Genomic DNA, 17908 nt, shown 5'->3' on the forward strand with positions numbered 1-17908 from the left:
AATCAATATCTATGTTCCATTCTCATTCTTCGCAAAATAGTTTAAGTCACACTCCGCAATCACCTGCAGAACGTTATGCTCACGCAATTTCGTCAGGACAATTTATGCCTGATGATGCTCAAGCTCAAGCTGTACATGAACTTAATCGTGTTTGGGAAGAACTGATCTTACGATATAAAGCTTCTAAAAAAGCGTTTCGACGTTTTCGCCGTCAAACAGCCCCGAAGGGTGTTTATATGTGGGGTGGTGTTGGGCGTGGAAAAACTTGGTTGATGGACCAGTTTTATGATGCGATACCATTCCGTCGTAAGACGCGTATGCATTTCCATCATTTTATGCAATATGTGCATAAAGAGTTAAATAAAAATTCAGGACAGCAAAATCCACTCGACATCGTTGCTGATCAAATTTACAAAGATGCGGTTGTGATCTGTTTTGATGAATTCTTTGTATCAAATGTCACGGATGCGATGATTTTAAGTGATTTATTCCAAAAGCTATTTGTTCGTGGAATTACACTTGTTGCGACATCAAACATTGCACCAGATGGTTTATACAAGAACGGTATTCATCGCGACCGCTTTATTCCAACGATTGAAATGGTAAAAAAGAATTGTGTCATTTTGAATGTGGATGCAGGTGTTGACTATCGTTTGCGTGTACTGAAACAAGCGCAGTTGTTCAAATCACCTTTAAGCCATGATAATCAGGTATGGATGGCACAACGTTTTTCAGCATTAACCAGTGCTCAAAATGTGAGTGAAGAACCGATCATCATTAATGGACGTAATGTCGATACAATTGGTCATACTGAAGATGTATTATGGTGTGAGTTTTCTGAACTCTGTATGAAGCCACGAAGTCCTGCGGACTTTATCGAAATTGCGAACACTTATAACACTGTCCTAGTCAGTAATGTTCCCGATCTGAATGATTATTTATCAGAAGGAACACGCCGATTCATTTATTTAGTCGATGAGTTCTATGATCGTGGTGTTAAATTATTACTAACCTCACATGCCAGTATCATTGATATATATAGTGGCGAAAAATTAGCGTTTGAAATCGAACGCACACGTTCACGCTTACTCGAAATGCAATCAGATGACTATTTACAATCTGCGCATCGACAAATTGATATGCCTGCAGAATAAATGTGAAAATTCAAAAACGAACCCAAACAGATGATGTTTGGGTTTTTTTATTTGGAGTGGAATAAATTTGAAATCGTCGCTTAAAAGCGTAGAGAAAATAGACATATTGGTTTAAATTAAATCAGATTTGATGGAAATTGGCACTTAAGTCTAATTTCTACCTTTATAAAACTTTATACACTGTAATTAGATTGTTGAATTAAAACGACTCAATAAGTAATAGATCAAAAGTCTCATCTGATTGGTGTCTATAATAAATGATCACTATTTAGCAATGTGATATTACTATTCAGCAATTTATAAATGGGTATACTAGATTCTCTTGTATAAAAAGTAGCAATATCAGGAAAGACAATGACTGCACGTATTCAGAAAGGCAAGTTAGCGATTGCTAAAGAACTCTACGATTTCATCGAAAATGAAGCACTACCAGGTTCTGGTTTAGACAGTGAAACTTACTGGAAAAACTTTGAACAAGTCGTTGTTGATCTTAGCCCAAAAAATAAAGCACTCTTGGCTAAGCGTGATGACATTCAAGCGAAAATTGATGAATGGCACCGCAATAATAAATTTGAATTAGGAGCTTACAAAGCTTTCCTGACAGAAATTGGCTACTTATTACCAGAAGTAGAAGATTTTCAAATTACAACTGAAAATGTAGATGAAGAAATCGCACTATTGGCGGGTGCACAATTGGTTGTGCCTGTACGTAATGCACGTTACTGCTTGAACGCTGCAAATGCTCGTTGGGGCTCTTTATATGACGCATTGTATGGTTTCGATGTCATCTCGGAAGAAGGCGGTGCGGAAAAAGGTAAGGGGTATAACCCTGTTCGTGGCGAAAAAGTTATCGCTTTTGCTAAAAATTTCTTAAATGAAACTTTCCCTTTAGCAAATGGATCACATGCGGATGCTACGAAATACGCTGTTGAAGCAAAAAAATTAGTGGTAACGCTTCAAGATGGCAGCACAACGAATTTGGCTAAAGAAGCTCAATTTGTAGGTTTTAATGGTGAAGAGTCTGCGCCGACAGAAATCGTTTTATTAAATAATGGTTTGCATGTCATCATTGAAATCGATGCGACAAGCCCAATTGGTCAAACGGATGCTGCTGGCGTAAAAGATCTTGTTTTAGAATCTGCGGTAACAACGATCCAAGATTTGGAAGACTCAATTGCTGCGGTTGATGCTGAAGAAAAAGTTGAAGGCTACCGTAACTGGTTAGGTTTGATGAAGGGTACTTTGGAAGAGAAAATCGAGAAAAATGGTAAAACCATTACTCGTGCTTTAAACAAAGACCGTACCCACAAAAATCTGATCGGTGGCGAAACAACTTTACACGGTCGTTCATTGATGCTTCTTCGTAACGTTGGTCATTTGATGACGAACCCGGCGATCCTAGTGGATGGTCAAGAAATCTATGAAGGTATCATGGATGCATTGATCACACCGTTATTAACGTTTGCTGACATCAAAGGTCAAAATGAAATCAAGAACTCTCGTAAAGGTTCTATGTATATCGTTAAACCTAAGATGCATGGCCCTGAAGAAGTTGCATTTGCAGTTGAACTATTTGAGCGTGCAGAACAAGCTCTAGGTTTGCCAGCAAAAACGCTTAAAATCGGGATCATGGATGAAGAGCGCCGTACTTCTGTAAACTTGAAAAACTGTATTGCTCAAGCGAAAGATCGTACCATCTTCATTAACACAGGATTCATGGACCGTACAGGTGACGAAATCCATACCTTTATGGAAGCAGGTCCATTCGTTCGTAAGGGTGAAGTTAAATCTCAAATTTGGTTCCCTGCATATGAAAACCGTAACGTGATGGTTGGTTTACAAGCAGGCTTACGTGGCAAAGCACAAATTGGTAAAGGCATGTGGCCTAAACCAGATATGCTTTTAGATATGTATAAAACCAAAATTGAGCATCCTGAAGCTGGTGCGAGCTGTGCTTGGGTTCCATCACCATCTGGTGCTGTAATTCATGCGATTCACTATCACCAATGTAATGTTTCAGCGCGTCAACAAGAGTTGTTAAAAACTGAAGCATTACCTTTAGATGATTTATTAACTCCACCATTAGCGACTGATACGAATTGGACTGATGAAGAGAAAACCAAAGAGTTAGAAAATAACCTTCAGGGTATTCTTGGTTATGTTGTTCGTTGGGTTGATTTGGGTGTTGGTTGTTCTAAAGTTCCAGACATCAACAACGTTGGTTTGATGGAAGACCGTGCAACTTTACGTATTTCATCTCAACACGTTGCTAACTGGTTACGTCACGGTATCGTGACTAAAGAGCAAGTTGAAGAAGTAATGCAACGTATGGCTAAAATTGTAGATGAGCAAAATGCGAACGATCCAGCGTACACACCAATGGCGCCTGGGTTTGACGGTTATGCTTACCAAGCAGCATATGATTTAGTGTTTAAAGGTGCTGAACAACCATCAGGTTATACAGAACCATTACTTCATGCTTACCGCTTGAAGCTTAAAGGTTATACTGGTGACTAATTAAAATAAAAAAGCCTCTCCGGAGGCTTTTTTTACGATTGTGTAAAATAGTTGACCATTGGGTAAAAAGTGGCATGTAGAGGGACATAAAATGACGCGATATTCAAATTTAAATCAACAGTATATTAACGGTTCTTGGTTAAAAGGCTCTTCAGAGCGTGTCATACAAAATTTTAATCCATTTGATTTAAAAGAAATACACCAAATTCAAGCGGCGAATCAGTCTGATGTTGATCTCGCTTTTTCTGCAGCACAACAAGCATTTGATCTTGGCTTAATTACCTCTGCTATAGATCGCAAGAAAATCATTCAGAAGCTGCATGACATCATACAATTACGTAAAGACGAAATTATAGATTGGCTGATTACCGAGTCTGGAAGTACGCGTCTCAAGGCAAATATTGAAGTAGGTGCTGCGCTTGGTATTATCTCAGAATCATTCACTTTTCCTGATCAAATCCAAACTGTTCAGCTAGAAAGTAAAGATCCTGCGAGAAAAAGTTTTTATCAACGCAAAGCGTTGGGTGTTATTGCTGTCATTAGCCCTTGGAATTTTCCATTTCATTTGTCAATGCGATCGGTTGTTTGCGCAATCGCATGTGGAAATACAGTGGTACTAAAACCTGCGAGTGACACACCTGTTACAGGTGGAACATTATTAGGGAAATTGTTTGAAGAGGCGGGTGTGCCCGCTGGTGTACTGAATGTCATTGTGGGTAGTGGTAGTGAAATAGGGGATTATTTTGTCGAGCATCCTATCCCGAAGATGATTTCATTCACTGGCTCTACAGAAGTAGGACAAAATGTTGGTGCTAAAGCGATGGCCAGCTCTAGAATCAAACGACTTGCTTTAGAGCTTGGGGGGAATGCGCCATTATTAATTCTTAAAGATGCAGATTTAGATTTGGCAGTCGATTTGACGATCAAGGGGCGCTTCCTTCACCAAGGTCAAATCTGTATGAGCACTAATCGTGTCATCGTAGATCAATCGATTCACAATGAATATGTTGAAAAGCTTTTAAACAAAGTCAAAGATATTCCTGTGGGTGATCCTAATCTTGATGAGACGCTTATAGGACCTATTATTAATAATACACAAGTGAAACAGCATCAACGAATCATTGATCAGGCTCAAATAGAAGGTGCTAAGTTGGTCTATGCTGGGGGTATTGAGAATAATTTGGTTTCACCTCATGTGTTTATCGATGTATTGCCGACATATGCAATTGCTCAAGAGGAAAGCTTCGGACCAATTCTGCCGATCATCAGAGCAGATGATGAAGCACATGCAATAAAAATCGCCAATGACACACCGTTTGGTTTATCTGGTGCTGTATGTACATCTGATATTGAGCGCGGAGTAGAAATCGCTTCAAAACTCGATATTGGAATGACACATATTAATGATATAAGTGTCGCGGACCATGCTAATGCACCATTCGGTGGAGAAAAGAACTCTGGATTAGGGCGCTTTAATGGGCATTGGATTATGGATGAATTCACGCGTACACACTGGATGACAGTACCAATATCATCATAATGAACTGAATTGGATCGGCTATAATAGCCTAAGTTTTTTATAGTATTGAAAATTATGCTATGTGTGCCAACTTTAAGCCAATACAAGCGCATCAAATCCAAGCATTAGAACTTCCACATATTTCATTTGAATATGTGGAAGAGGTTTATCCAAGCTACGAAACCCCGTTATTATTTAAATCTGATCATAGCTACGAGTGGAGGTTAGTTAATTTTGGTTTTATACCAAAATGGGCAACTGATACAGAAATAGCGAAGAAAACCTATAATGCACGCAATGAAACATTAAGCGAAAAAAGAAGTTTTCAAGAAGCATTTGAAAAATGTAAATTTGGTGTAATTCCAGTCACTGAGTTTTATGAAGCAAAATATATTAATGGACGACCGCAACGATGGGGTGTGAGAAGAAAAGATGGTCAGGCATTTTTTATCGCAGCGTTGTATGAAATCACGAAAATTGATCAAATTATTTATCGTTCAGCAACGATGATTACCATGGATGCTATTCATCACGAAATGATGAAGGATTTTCATGAGCCTGGAGATGTTAAACGGTCAGTAATTATTATTCCGCACCATAAATTAGATCAGTGGTTGAGTTTAAAATCCCCCGACATTCAGAACTTTGTTGAAGGCTTTCCAGTAGGGGAATTTGAATGTTTTTATTGTCCAAAACCACGGCAGAACAATACAGCCCAACTCAATATGTTTGATGATGGGCTTTAATCTAAAGTTTAGGAAAATTAATGCGCTAAATTTTTGAAAATATGCTTTAAGCTTTCCATTAGTTTTTCAATTTGAAGTGGGGTTAATCCCTCAAATGTTTGTTCAAGAACCACACTCATCAGGTCATTAATTTTTTTTGTCATTTCTAAACCTTTTGGTGTTAGTACCACACGCGTAATACGGGCATCGTTTTCACACGAGTAAGTGTCAACCATTCCTTCATCTTTTAAACGGTAAACGATTTTTGTAGTCGTCGACATTTTTGACACAATCATGTCAGAGAGTTCTGAAACACTTGCATCTGGTTTAGTAGACAATGCGACAAGCAAACGTCGACGAGAATTATCAACGCCATACTTTTTGAGCACATGGTCAACATTCAGTACATACTGAGAATGGACTTGAGTGATCCAATAGAATGGAAAATTTTCGAGTTCAAAATTTTCAGATGAAGGTAAAAATTTTGCATATTTTTTTGACATCGCTACGTCCTTGTCAGTGTAACTTAATTGTTTTTATTAATTTAAATATTACATGAAGCATAACCTATATTAAAAGAACTATGTTCAAATAATCAACTTATGTTCAAGCGCTTACCTTAAATCAGACAAAAGGTATGACACCTATTGACTTCAGTTTTATAAAACATATTTCAATGATCTGTAAATATCTTTATGTGTATCAAAACAGAAGATTCGAAAAATACAGCTATTCTGATCTTCATGATTATATCTTTATGTCAATTCCACGCTGACCAAATTCTATTGAAAAATATAGGAACTATAACTTGGCACTGATATTTTTTTTTGTGTCGAAAATGTCAAAGACTATTCAAGGATGGCAATTACGACTAAAGATATGATCTAAATTTACATAAAAAATTGTTTTGAACATAAAAAAGTAATTACAAAATAAAATTCTTATGCATAATAGTTTCATCATTTCTGAAAAGGTAACTTTATATATGGACCCGTCGCCGTGTTGGCCTAATTTAGCTTCTTACATTATCTTAAATAATAAGAACCAGGAGATCTAATATGGAATTTTTATTGGATCCTGGCATTTGGATAGGGTTAATTACCCTTATCATTCTTGAAATCGTTTTAGGTATTGATAACTTAGTATTTATTGCGATACTTGCAGAAAAACTTCCTCCAGAACAACGTGATAAAGCCCGTGTAATCGGTTTATCCCTCGCATTATTAATGCGTCTAGGTCTACTTTTTGCGATCTCGTGGTTAGTGACTTTAACTCAACCATTGATTGAAATTTTTGGAAAAACATTCTCAGGTCGGGATTTGATATTACTGTTTGGTGGTCTATTCCTTGTGTATAAGGCTGTCAATGAACTCCATGAAAAAATGGAGGGTAAACCCGAGATTAAAACGAATAACAATGTCGTATACGCTGGTTTTGCTGCAGTTGTGGCTCAGATCGTTGTGCTTGATGCGGTATTTTCACTCGACTCAGTGATCACTGCGATTGGTATGGTGGATAATATTTACGTGATGATGGCTGCGATGATTGTGGCTATGGTTGTCATGTTAATTGCATCAAAACCGTTAACTACGTTTGTTAACCGTCATCCTACGGTGGTTATCCTTTGTTTAAGTTTCTTGTTATTGATCGGTGTAAGTCTAATCGCTGAAGGTTTTGGATTCCATATCCCTAAAGGTTATATTTATTCAGGTATTGGTGTTGCAATTCTAATTGAAGCATTCAATCAATTTTCGAATCGTAATCTTGAAAAAAATCAAGCGAAGATCCCGTTACGTCATCGAACTGCAGATTCAATTTTGAAATTGATGGGCAGTAAATTGGATGCCGATATTGCAACATCCAAAGAAGTTGAAGAAATTCAACAAGCTTTTGGTGATGAAGAGCGTTATATGGTTGGTGGTGTGCTATCACTTGCTGAACGTTCAGTTGCTTCAATTATGACACCTCGAAATCAAATTTCTTGGGTTAATATTGAGGACGATGCCGAAGCAATTCGTGAACAGGTATTAGCTGTACCTCATAGTCTTTTCCCAGTTTGTCGTGGACAATTGGATAAAGTCATCACGATTGTACGTGCAAAAGAATTGATTGATGCATTAGATGATCCAGATCAACTAAAAGATTTGATGAAACGTGTCCGTCCTATTTTCATTTATGAAAAAATGAAAGTGATTGATGCAATTAATACATTAAGAACTTCTAAAGGTTCATTGGTACTTGTTACAAATGAATATGGCAATATTCAAGGCTTAATCTCACCATTAGATGTTTTTGAAGCAATTGCTGGTGAATTCCCAGATGCTGATGAACAGCTTGAATTGGTTAAAATCGATGATACCACTTGGAAGGCGTCTGGTATGTTAGATTTATATCAATTAGAGCTGGCGCTCGATATATTAGATTTAGATCTGGTGCAAGAAGACTCAGGTTACTTTAGTGTTGCAGGACTGATTTTAGATAAAACGAGTGGGGCGGTTGAAGTTGGTATGTTGATTGAACACCAAGGGGTTAATTTCGAAATTCTAGAAATGGAAGATAATCGAATTAAAACCGTTAAAATCACGCTTTAAACTCTAATAAAAAAGCTCCTTATTGGAGCTTTTTTTTGCTTAAATTTCTATATAAGGTATGGAGTTAGCGAAGTCGTAGTATGAAATATGAGATAAGATGCTAAACATATTGCAATCTGTTTTATAGCGAAGGAATGTCAGATCATGATCGATCAAATGGAATTATCGGTAAGACTTGCTATTTTTTTTAGTGGTATTTTTTTATTGACCGGTATGCTTACTGGTGTATGGAAGTATGTGCAAATCAGCTTATCTAAACAAGCTCGAGCACATTATTATGTTGATATTGCGCATAGGAGTAGTTTGCTATATGCACCTGCAACGTTAATTCTAGCGGTTATGGCATATTTTTCAGCGTTGAATGAATCGACAAATTTGCTCTTTATTTTGATTAATATTTTCTTTTTTGCATTTTCAATTTTAAGTTATATTTTGCATGGCTTATTGAAAGATACGACAAATCAGTTCAAAGAACCACATCAATTAGGGCGTATTGAATTACCAAAATTGCTCATGAGAGGTGCGATGGTACTATTGGTCGTAGGTGAGGTTGGGGCGACCTTAGGTTTGCTTTATGGTTTATATGTTGGGTTATTCTAATAAGTAGAGCAGAATTGAAAAACTTGTTATTTTGATAGAGTGCTTTAAATGATGACATTGACTTTAAGATGGATGCTTTGGCATCCATCTCTTAGTCTAAATGTGCCTCTTGATCAGAAAGCTTTTGAGTACGATATTTCGTGTCAATAAAGGCCCACACGTAAAATGCTAGCGTCGCAGCAAGTGCATAAGCAAAATATTCAAGCTTCAACGTGCCTTGAATTGTACCTTGCACAACAAGTGTCAGCATGAGAGCAAACATTGTGCTTAAAAAAACGACAGCATTGTTGTTTGCTTTAAGAGTATTAATGAAGACTTGCTTGTTGAAATGTAATGATAACATCTCCATCCCTCCTGATAATTCATGACAAATCTGAATGATTTAGTCGACTTTGTTTACATACTTGTACAGGGGATTGAAGAATAAAGCAAGTTTTTAACACTCTATTATGTAAATAAATTATGACATTAATATGACAAAAGTCGAAATATTTGAAATTAAGATACTACGTGAGCTAAGTGCTAGAATTATTTCGATAAATCGTGATGAGATGAATAGAGTTTCTTGTAATTCTTTAATCTATTTACTTTTTAGCATCTTGCAAAACAAATAAATAGTAGCAAAAGTCATTCCAAATCAGACTGATGAGGTCAAAGTTAAGGTGGGTAAGCAATAATAGTCTGTTGGATAAACGAGACAATTATTGATTACAGAACAAATACGGCTTGGGTAAAACAATATTTATTGATAAATCACCTGAATTTACTTCTTCAGTCTATCCAGTATGTAGACAATGACAAATACAACTAAAGAAGGAATCAACCATGCTAAATTTTGTTTAGCCAATGGTAGATTGTTCATAAATGCTGGCAAGAAATGATCTAATTCTGCAACCTTAAGTCCATCAATAATACCGAATATGAAAGCAACCGCCGTAACAGGCGCAATGACGCGTGGAGCGGAATTAAAGAACTTCCACATAAATCCCATCATGATCACCACAATCGCTGGTGGGTAGATTGCACTTAATACAGGTACAGAGAAGGCGATTAACTTGGTTAAACCTAAGTTGGAAATGACAAATGAGAAACCAACAAGAATGAAAACCCATTTTTTGTAAGTAATCTTCGTGATTTGTGAGAAATATTCTGCACATGCACAAGTCAAACCAATTGCCGTAACCATGCATGCGATAAAAATCATCGCCCCTAGAAAATATGAGCCAAAGTCACCAAAGGCATGCTGAACATAGCCATGGAGAATAATGGCACCATTTGCAGCGTTAGGTGCAGCCTCGTGACTACTCAGTCCAAGTTTAAATAGGCTAATGTAAACCAGTGTAAGGCCAATACCTGAAATTAAACTTGCGATCACTGCATATTTGGTAATTAACTTTTGATCATTTACACCACGTGAACGTATCGCATTAATAATGACAATACCAAATACTAAAGCTCCTAAAGTGTCCATGGTTAAATAACCATTAACAAATCCTTCTGAAACAGGACTATTGATATAATTTCCAATGGGTGCAGGGATATAATCTGCAGAAACTAAAAAGGCACTACCACCTAAAATGATCAAAGAGAGAATTTTGAGTGGAGATAAAACATAGCCGACAGTATCCAAAATTTTATTCGGATAAAGTGAGATTAAAGTTACAAATGCAAAATAAATTGCACTGTAGATCAACAAGGTCGATGAAGACGTTCCAAAATAACTCGAAAAACCAATTTCAAAAGAAACTGTAGCTGTCCGAGGTGTCGCGAAAAGTGGTCCAACAGCAAGATAGCATGCTACGGTTAAGATTAAACTTGCAATCTTACCCAGTGGAGAGCTTAAAAGTTGAATAGAGCCTTCAACACGCGATAGCGCAATGATCGTGATAACAGGAAGGCCAACAGCAGTAATTAAGAAGCCAAAAGCAGCTAACCAAACATGTTCACCCGCTTGTTGAGCAACAATAGGTGGGAAGATAATATTGCCTGCACCGATAAATAGTGCAAAGGTCATAAAACCTAAGGCAATAATGTCCCGTGTACGCAAATTGGTCATAAGGGAGATCGGTTCAAGAAAAAAGAAAGCGATTTTAGAGCAAATGTCAGTAAATAGGGAGGGCGGTCATCCATCGAATGGAATAGTAAAAAAGCAAGAAGCGAATAATTTTATTGGATGGGAAATTATGAGTTAAATTAAGTCTATGTATTTATAAAACTAATAAAATAAATTTATTTATTGAATTGAAATTAAGCAGAGCATAGATCTTGATTCGCAAAATAAAATAATGTACTGAATGGTTAAATAATAGTCGAAAATGATTAAGTTACAGATAGTCTATAGCGTTTGTGATCGACAAATGAAAGTCCTATAATGAATCCTGAATTAAAAAGGGGTTCATCATGAAGGCAACAGCTGTCACCATTAAAACTGAACAAGATATTGAAAAACTAAGAATATCGGGTCGGCTTGCGGCACAAGTGCTTGCAATGATTGGTGATTATGTGAAGCCAGGTGTGAGTACTGAGTATCTTGATGATATCTGTAATGATTACATCGTCAATACACTCAAGGTGACGCCAGCAAATGTGGGTTATTACGGATATACAAAAACAACCTGTATTTCGAAAAATGAAGTTGTATGTCATGGTATCCCTGCTTCCAATATTATCTTAGAGGATGGAGACATCATTAATATTGATGTTGCAATCATCAAGGATGGTTATTTTGGTGATACCAGTCGAATGTACTATGTAGGTACAATTAAACCTGAAGCAAAAAAATTAGTCGATACGACTTATGAAGCGATGCTTGCAGGTATTAAAACGGTTAAACCTGGCGCGACACTAGGTGACGTGGGTCATGCTATTCAACAAGTTGCGCAACGCGAAGGTTTTACGATTGTACGTGAATATTGTGGTCACGGTATTGGAAAAACCTACCATGAGCAACCGAATGTATTGCATTACGGACAGCCTGGTCAGGGATTAGTATTAAGAAAAGGAATGGTGTTTACCATTGAGCCTATGGTGAATGCAGGCAAAGCCAAAGTTAAAGAATTAAAAGACGGATGGACAGTAGTTACAGCAGATAAATCTTGGTCTGCACAATGGGAACATATGGTTGCTGTGACTGATGAAGGATATGAATTATTGACACCTTGGCCTGAAGGTACGGGTGAATATCCTGTAATTTAATTCCCAAAAGCCTATTTTTTTAAATAGGCTTTTTAATTTGTATACGCATCAAATGATAAATAATAAATCCAATAACCAATCCCCAAAAAGCAGATCCAATGCCCAAAAACTGAACTCCAGATGCAGACATTAAAAAAGTGATTAAAGCAGCATCACGATCTAAATCTTCTTTAAATGCGATACTGATGTTATGTCCAATCGTTGCAAAAAGTGCGATCGCCGCCAAAGTGGTGATCATTTCTCTAGGGAATGACAGTAATAATCCCGTTAGTGTCGCTGCAAAAATGCCCATAAAAATATAGAACACTCCACAAGCCATACCTGCAATATAGCGTTTAGCAGGGTCTTGATGAACTTGTTCATCAAGGCTCACAGCTGCACTAATTGCTGCGATATTGGTTGAAAATGCCCCGAACGGAGCGAATATTGCTTGAGCAATTCCTGTCCAACTTACTAATTGGTTGACATGAGGTTTGTAACCATAGGATCTGATCATTGCTAAACCAGGTAAATATTGTGAAGCCATATTGATGATCAAGAGGGGAATAGCTAAACCCAGAATACTTGACCAGTGAAATTCAGGCTGAATCCATACTGGATACGTCATTCCGTAGTGAATTTTGGTTGCTGTATATTCAAAGAAAAAAGGTGTGGCGATAATGCAAGCTAACAATGTAATGACAATGGAGTGACGGGGTAATGCTTTTTTACTTATAAAATATGTACTGATCAAGATTAGAACATAGATCAATTGGTCTTGCATGACCGTAAATAATGAAATGCCAAATTTTAATAACACTCCAGCTAACATGGCGCTTGTAAGAGATTGCGGTAAAAATTCAAGAATTCTTTGAAATATTCCAAAAAAGCCCAATACAGCAGTCATAATTCCGCATATTAAAAATGCCCCTATCGCCTCATTCAAATTGTATCCTGAGCCTGTAGCGATAATCAGTGCTAGTCCTGCTGTTGACCATGATGTTGCAACTGGATATTTAAACTTCCAGCTTAAGATCAGTCCTGATAATCCTATACTCAAACCCAGTGCCCAAAACCATGAGCTAATCTGTGCTTGATTTGCACCTAATACTTGTCCAGCTTGAATAACCAGTACAGATGAAACGCTAATGCCAATTAAAAATGTAATAAAGCCAGCGAAAACAGCAGGTAGACTTAAATCTTTTTTTATTCTTGTTATCACGTCTATGAGCATTTTTATATTATTTCCCTAATGATTCTGTGAAGTTAAGATTACATTGTTGATGTCGCAAGTTTGATCCCAAACAATCCAAATAAAATACCAATAGCGGCAACAGAAGCAGCTGCTAATTTATAATGCGTGTTGAAGTAATTTGAAATTTTGATACCTGTGAAGATCAACATACTTAAGTAGGCTATACTCATTAATTGTAAAATTACAGCAAGCATTAAAAAGCTTTGGGCTGGATAAGGATAAGCTGGATCTACAAATTGAACAAAAAACGATAAAAAGAACAGTATTGCCTTTGGGTTAATCAGACTAATGAGTAATGCGGTACGAAAAGGATGAAATTTTTCTTGTTTTTGTACAATAGAAACATTAGCTTGATCTTTACTTGGACGTTTCCAAGTTAAATAGGCTGCATATATTAAACGGATACCTAAATAACTAAGATATAAAGCACCAATAATTTTTAGGGCGAAAAAAATCCAGGGAAATTGATGCAATAATGTTGCGGCACCTAAGACAGTTAGCAAAATAAGGATGCTATCTCCACACAAAATACCGAAAGCACCTTGATAGCCCACTTTTATGCCAAAGCGAGTCGCAATAGACATGACATAGAGCGAGTTAGGTCCAGGTAATAAAATAATAAGTAATGTACCTATTAAATAGGTTGGAAGATCAGTTATACCAAACACTCATTTATCTCTTAAAAAATAATCGAGCTCCTAAGAGCTCGATTGAAAGAATGATGGATAGGTGCAATTAAGCTTTTATATCAGCATCTATGCCAAATGATTGTTTTAACAGAGAGCTGAGTTGATCTCTTGCCTTAATAAAGCCATCTATACCGCCTTGCAATAATTGCGATGCCATAAGATCTTTCTGAATTTGCGCTTTAAAATCTATTTCAGTGATTGGACTAAGTGATTCGATATTTGAGCTGTGTGCATTTGCATTTAACTGAACTTCAACTTGGCGATGATCTTGAGCCAATTCGTCAAGTAAATTCGGTGATACAGTTAAGAGGTCGCATCCAGCAAGTCCGAGAACCTGTTCTATGCTACGAAAGCTGGCGCCCATAACTTCAGTTTTCACCTGATTTTGTTTGTAGAACTCGTAAATTTGTTTAACGGATTGCACACCAGGATCTTGTTCAATTGGATAGTGATCCACATTTTCAGCTTTTTTATACCAATCGAGAATACGACCTACAAATGGTGAAATTAATGTGACCTGAGCATCCGCACATGCTTTTGCTTGATGTAAGCCAAACAACAAAGTTAAGTTGCAATGAATGCCTTCTGCTTCAAGAACCTTAGCAGCTTGAATACCTTCCCATGTTGAGGCGATTTTAATTAAAATTCGGTTTTGATCAACACCATAAGTCGCATAGAGAGCGAGTAATTCTTTAGCTTTAGCAATTGTCGCGGCTGTATCGTATGAAAGTGCTGCATCAACTTCTGTTGATACTCGACCTTCAACTACTTTTAGAATTTCCACACCTAATTTGACAGTCAGGATATCAATTGTTCTATCGATTAACTCATCTGACTGATAACCCTCTGACTTTGCTTGATCAAATGCAGCTTCAATCAGTTCTTTGTTTTCAGGGAATGAAGCTGCTGCCGTGATGAGTGAAGGGTTAGTGGTAGCATCCAATGGCTTAAATTTTTTTATAGCGTTTAAGTCACCTGTGTCTGCAACAATTGTAGTGAAGTTTTTTAATTGAGATAAAGCTGTTTCAGTCATTGCGATCTAATTCTTTGTTTCATTACTTATACCATCTTTATAACACATGATTATTTTGAAACATGCTACAAAAGTTTTAAATCAAGTTATTTTCCTACATTTTTCTTTTATTTCTGATGTGATGAATTAAAAATTGAGCAGCTTTGCCCAATGGTTGCTCTTTACTCCAAACCAGATCGATAAAATAATCAAATTTTGGAGTGAAATCTGAAAATCGTAGAACTTTAAGTTTTTTCTTTAATGTTGGTTGTTCGAAAAGCATTTCAGTGGGTAAAACTCCCCATCCAAGTCCTTGTGAAATTAGTCTACATGCAGAATGGTGATTGTCTGTACGCCATGCATCTTTGGAGAAGAGTAATTCAGGCTTAATGTTCCGATCGCGACTAGCGACTACAATCTGACGACTTTGAAAAATTTCTTCATAGCTCACTTTTTGATTTTGGCACAGCGGATGATGAACAGATGCAACTGGAATTAAACTTTCTTTCATTAATTCCACGAATTGTTCATTCGCCTCAATATGTTCACGCTCAAACATCAATGCTAAATGTGCTTTACCCGTTAAAATCATTTGTTGAGCATCTTCTTGTGGTGCGCTGAATATATTGATTTGTAGTTGAGGAAATTGTTGTTCTAATAAAACAATATAATCAGTCCATCTACTATGCAGTAACTCAGATACCACCACAATATTTAATTCGGTTTCGATGCCGCTACTCAAACCAAATGCATGTTGTTTCCATTGATTCATTTCAATCAATAAATGATTAGTACGTTCATACAAAACTTTGGCTTGAAGTGTTGGCTGTGGTTCACGTCCTACTCTTTCAAACAGTTGAAGATTCAGATCAATCTCTAAATTGGAAATCGCCATACTGACAGCAGAGGGGACCTTGCCTAACTGACGTGCGGCTGCGGAAAAAGAACCTGTTTCCATCACAGTTTTAAAAACGACCAATTGTTCTTGATTAATATTCATGTTTATTCTTTCAAAAATTTTGATAGATTCTAACTCGATCATTCAATATTATGAAAATAAAATGCGCTCATGAATAACAATGTTGATGAGTGAACGCATGTTTTTTTCAAAGAGAAGAATTATTCACGCAATAAGCTATGAAATCATTCTATTGGTGATCATCGCAATTTCTTTGAGTTTTATTTTTGAAGTTCCCCTGGAGATTGCAGGTTCATTAGGTGTGATTATGGCCGTACTTTCAGTGATCTGGAATATGATTTTCAATCATTATTTTGAAAAAATTGAAGCGCGCAATCAGTGGAAGCGTACTGTAAAAGTTCGTATATTGCATGCGCTAGGATTTGAAGGTGGCTTGATGTTAGTGACCATTCCAATTGTTGCATATATGATGGATATGACGCTCATACAAGCTTTTATCGTCGACTTAGCTTTGACGCTTAGTATTCTGGTGTATACGTTTATATTTCAATGGTTCTATGATGGGATCGAAGCTAAACTGGGTTATGCACCTGAGGCTTTAAATCATTAAAACTTAAAATAAAAAAGCATCTCTATTGAGATGCTTTTTTTATTTAAAATTTGTAACCAATTCCAATATAGCTGATTAAAGGATTAAGATTGATTTTTGTTGATGATGAAACTAATGGACGCCCTGATATTTGGTCATAAACTGTAATTTTCGACTTATTCGATAAATCTACATAGGTTAGTGATCCGGTAATATAGATTCTATTTGAAATGTCGTAATTTGCACCTAAAGTGAATACTGCTCCTAAAGCATCAGTGGCTTTCACTTTAACCTTTGGATCTACTGGAGAATTAATTCTTACTGCTATAGGATCTACAAGAGCATCTAATAGATTTCCATTGATATCCTTTGATGGATCACTATCTCTAACAATATTTGTAATATGACCGATACGATGTCCAGCAGTTATTAGTTCTTCCTCAAGACCTTTATCAATTTTTAGTCCAGTAAATGTTGCATACATGACACCTGCACCGACATAAGGTCTAAATTTATTTATACCTGTAGTACCAAAGTGGTACTGTGCGGTTGCAGCTGGAGTCCAAGCTGTTGCTTCTGCCAACTTTGATCTGCTCCCAAGATCAGTTACAAACAAATTTCGATCAGGCCCTAATATATCAATAATAGCAGCATCAATCATTGGATTAAGTGCAATAGGTTTTGCATTAATCTGACCTTTCCCCTTAATATCAATTTTGGGTGGAACACCTCCAATCATTTGAAGTGAAATGTTATCATTGACATAATAATTAATCATTAAACCCAAAGTATCCCCATCCTTAGGTTTTAAGCCAGCATTTTCAGTCCAATTGCTTAATCCGTCCATTTTTGAGGTTATGCCCATATTTTTCCATAGGTCGTACTCATAATCAGGATCAACGGCTGTATTAATCGACGTATTTCCATATTTCCCCTGAGGCATTATATGTAGCCATCCAGTACTAACAGACCATTTATATTTAGGCTCAACTGAGTTCGCCAAAATTGTGGTACTGATGCAACATAATAGAATTACTGAGTATATGTTTTGTATCTTTTTCATTTTTTTTCCTTTAATTGGCTAAAATCCATTTTTAGCTCTTTAATTATGTAATAAAATGCTAATTTTTAAAGTTTAATGTCAGTCATTCGTCTAAAAAAAAT

At 36.7% G+C, this 17908-nt stretch carries 16 protein-coding genes; 8 read left to right on the forward strand and 8 right to left on the reverse strand.

Annotation, left to right across the window (positions count from 1 at the left end):
• Positions 1-11 precede the first annotated feature (11 nt).
• From zapE to AC1M9N_RS10530, 4 genes are all read left to right on the forward strand, one after another.
• Entirely contained in the window at positions 12-1154 is a 1143-nt protein-coding gene (gene zapE, locus AC1M9N_RS10515) for a cell division protein ZapE (protein ID WP_481587652.1), read from the forward strand.
• A gap of 354 nt (positions 1155-1508) precedes the next feature.
• Positions 1509-3671 carry a malate synthase G gene (locus tag AC1M9N_RS10520; protein WP_481954723.1) on the forward strand — a complete coding sequence of 721 codons (2163 nt, stop codon included), beginning with the start codon at positions 1509-1511 and terminating at the stop codon, positions 3669-3671.
• Positions 3672-3762: 91 nt separating this feature from the next.
• A complete protein-coding gene (locus AC1M9N_RS10525; RefSeq protein ID WP_481596380.1) occupies positions 3763-5211 on the forward strand; it encodes an aldehyde dehydrogenase family protein in 1449 nt (482 codons plus the stop codon).
• A gap of 59 nt (positions 5212-5270) precedes the next feature.
• Positions 5271-5936, forward strand: coding sequence for an SOS response-associated peptidase (locus tag AC1M9N_RS10530; protein WP_481592103.1), 666 nt, complete (start codon positions 5271-5273; stop codon positions 5934-5936).
• A gap of 17 nt (positions 5937-5953) precedes the next feature.
• On the opposite strand, the gene AC1M9N_RS10535 is transcribed toward AC1M9N_RS10530, so the two are convergent.
• The gene (locus tag AC1M9N_RS10535; protein WP_035266085.1) at positions 5954-6418 is read right to left on the reverse strand and encodes a MarR family winged helix-turn-helix transcriptional regulator; all 465 of its coding nucleotides are present in this window, start codon (positions 6416-6418) and stop codon (positions 5954-5956) included.
• Positions 6419-6973: 555 nt separating this feature from the next.
• Here AC1M9N_RS10535 and AC1M9N_RS10540 point away from each other — a divergent pair.
• A complete protein-coding gene (locus AC1M9N_RS10540) occupies positions 6974-8506 on the forward strand; it encodes a TerC family protein (RefSeq protein ID WP_092767773.1) in 1533 nt (510 codons plus the stop codon).
• 144 nt (positions 8507-8650) lie between these two features.
• Positions 8651-9106, forward strand: a complete 456-nt coding sequence (locus tag AC1M9N_RS10545; RefSeq protein ID WP_416224324.1) for a hypothetical protein — start codon at positions 8651-8653, stop codon at positions 9104-9106.
• 91 nt (positions 9107-9197) lie between these two features.
• Here the strand turns inward: AC1M9N_RS10545 and AC1M9N_RS10550 are convergent, their stop codons facing one another.
• Both AC1M9N_RS10550 and brnQ read right to left on the reverse strand, forming a co-directional pair.
• The gene (locus tag AC1M9N_RS10550; protein ID WP_035266079.1) at positions 9198-9449 is read right to left on the reverse strand and encodes a hypothetical protein; all 252 of its coding nucleotides are present in this window, start codon (positions 9447-9449) and stop codon (positions 9198-9200) included.
• A 420-nt stretch (positions 9450-9869) separates the two neighbouring features.
• Positions 9870-11162, reverse strand: a complete 1293-nt coding sequence (gene brnQ, locus AC1M9N_RS10555; protein WP_481954724.1) for a branched-chain amino acid transport system II carrier protein — start codon at positions 11160-11162, stop codon at positions 9870-9872.
• 344 nt (positions 11163-11506) lie between these two features.
• Between brnQ and map the strand changes: the two genes are divergently transcribed.
• The gene (map, locus tag AC1M9N_RS10560) at positions 11507-12301 is read left to right on the forward strand and encodes a type I methionyl aminopeptidase (RefSeq protein WP_481592105.1); all 795 of its coding nucleotides are present in this window, start codon (positions 11507-11509) and stop codon (positions 12299-12301) included.
• A gap of 19 nt (positions 12302-12320) precedes the next feature.
• On the opposite strand, the gene AC1M9N_RS10565 is transcribed toward map, so the two are convergent.
• The 4 genes from AC1M9N_RS10565 to aceR all read right to left on the reverse strand — a co-directional run bounded on the left by AC1M9N_RS10565 (position 12321) and on the right by aceR (position 16236).
• Positions 12321-13499, reverse strand: coding sequence for a benzoate/H(+) symporter BenE family transporter (locus tag AC1M9N_RS10565; protein WP_481587691.1), 1179 nt, complete (start codon positions 13497-13499; stop codon positions 12321-12323).
• Between the two features lie 53 nt (positions 13500-13552).
• Positions 13553-14203, reverse strand: coding sequence for a leucine efflux protein LeuE (leuE, locus tag AC1M9N_RS10570; protein WP_481587646.1), 651 nt, complete (start codon positions 14201-14203; stop codon positions 13553-13555).
• A 67-nt stretch (positions 14204-14270) separates the two neighbouring features.
• Entirely contained in the window at positions 14271-15257 is a 987-nt protein-coding gene (tal, locus tag AC1M9N_RS10575; RefSeq protein ID WP_481587645.1) for a transaldolase, read from the reverse strand.
• 94 nt (positions 15258-15351) lie between these two features.
• Positions 15352-16236 carry an HTH-type transcriptional regulator AceR gene (gene aceR, locus AC1M9N_RS10580; protein WP_481954725.1) on the reverse strand — a complete coding sequence of 295 codons (885 nt, stop codon included), beginning with the start codon at positions 16234-16236 and terminating at the stop codon, positions 15352-15354.
• Positions 16237-16333: 97 nt separating this feature from the next.
• Between aceR and aceI the strand changes: the two genes are divergently transcribed.
• Positions 16334-16765 (forward strand): chlorhexidine efflux PACE transporter AceI, encoded by a 432-nt coding sequence (gene aceI / locus AC1M9N_RS10585; RefSeq protein WP_092767850.1) that lies wholly within the window; start codon positions 16334-16336, stop codon positions 16763-16765.
• 43 nt (positions 16766-16808) lie between these two features.
• Here aceI and AC1M9N_RS10590 read toward each other — a convergent pair whose 3' ends face one another.
• Positions 16809-17807, reverse strand: coding sequence for an OmpW/AlkL family protein (locus tag AC1M9N_RS10590; protein ID WP_481596373.1), 999 nt, complete (start codon positions 17805-17807; stop codon positions 16809-16811).
• Positions 17808-17908: the final 101 nt, after the last annotated feature.

Source organism: Acinetobacter sp. ANC_7655, from assembly GCF_056784015.1.

Bases quoted from the DNA above. Each gene is read 5' to 3' on its own strand.
- zapE (WP_481587652.1), top strand. From the start codon at position 12: ATGTTCCATTCTCATTCTTCGCAAAATAGTTTAAGTCACACTCCGCAA.
- AC1M9N_RS10520 (WP_481954723.1), top strand. From the start codon at position 1,509: ATGACTGCACGTATTCAGAAAGGCAAGTTAGCGATTGCTAAAGAACTC.
- AC1M9N_RS10525 (WP_481596380.1), top strand. From the start codon at position 3,763: ATGACGCGATATTCAAATTTAAATCAACAGTATATTAACGGTTCTTGG.
- AC1M9N_RS10530 (WP_481592103.1), top strand. From the start codon at position 5,271: ATGTGTGCCAACTTTAAGCCAATACAAGCGCATCAAATCCAAGCATTA.
- AC1M9N_RS10535 (WP_035266085.1), bottom strand. From the start codon at position 6,418: ATGTCAAAAAAATATGCAAAATTTTTACCTTCATCTGAAAATTTTGAA.
- AC1M9N_RS10540 (WP_092767773.1), top strand. From the start codon at position 6,974: ATGGAATTTTTATTGGATCCTGGCATTTGGATAGGGTTAATTACCCTT.
- AC1M9N_RS10545 (WP_416224324.1), top strand. From the start codon at position 8,651: ATGATCGATCAAATGGAATTATCGGTAAGACTTGCTATTTTTTTTAGT.
- AC1M9N_RS10550 (WP_035266079.1), bottom strand. From the start codon at position 9,449: ATGTTATCATTACATTTCAACAAGCAAGTCTTCATTAATACTCTTAAA.
- brnQ (WP_481954724.1), bottom strand. From the start codon at position 11,162: ATGACCAATTTGCGTACACGGGACATTATTGCCTTAGGTTTTATGACC.
- map (WP_481592105.1), top strand. From the start codon at position 11,507: ATGAAGGCAACAGCTGTCACCATTAAAACTGAACAAGATATTGAAAAA.
- tal (WP_481587645.1), bottom strand. From the start codon at position 15,257: ATGACTGAAACAGCTTTATCTCAATTAAAAAACTTCACTACAATTGTT.
- aceR (WP_481954725.1), bottom strand. From the start codon at position 16,236: ATGAATATTAATCAAGAACAATTGGTCGTTTTTAAAACTGTGATGGAA.
- aceI (WP_092767850.1), top strand. From the start codon at position 16,334: ATGTTTTTTTCAAAGAGAAGAATTATTCACGCAATAAGCTATGAAATC.
- AC1M9N_RS10590 (WP_481596373.1), bottom strand. From the start codon at position 17,807: ATGAAAAAGATACAAAACATATACTCAGTAATTCTATTATGTTGCATC.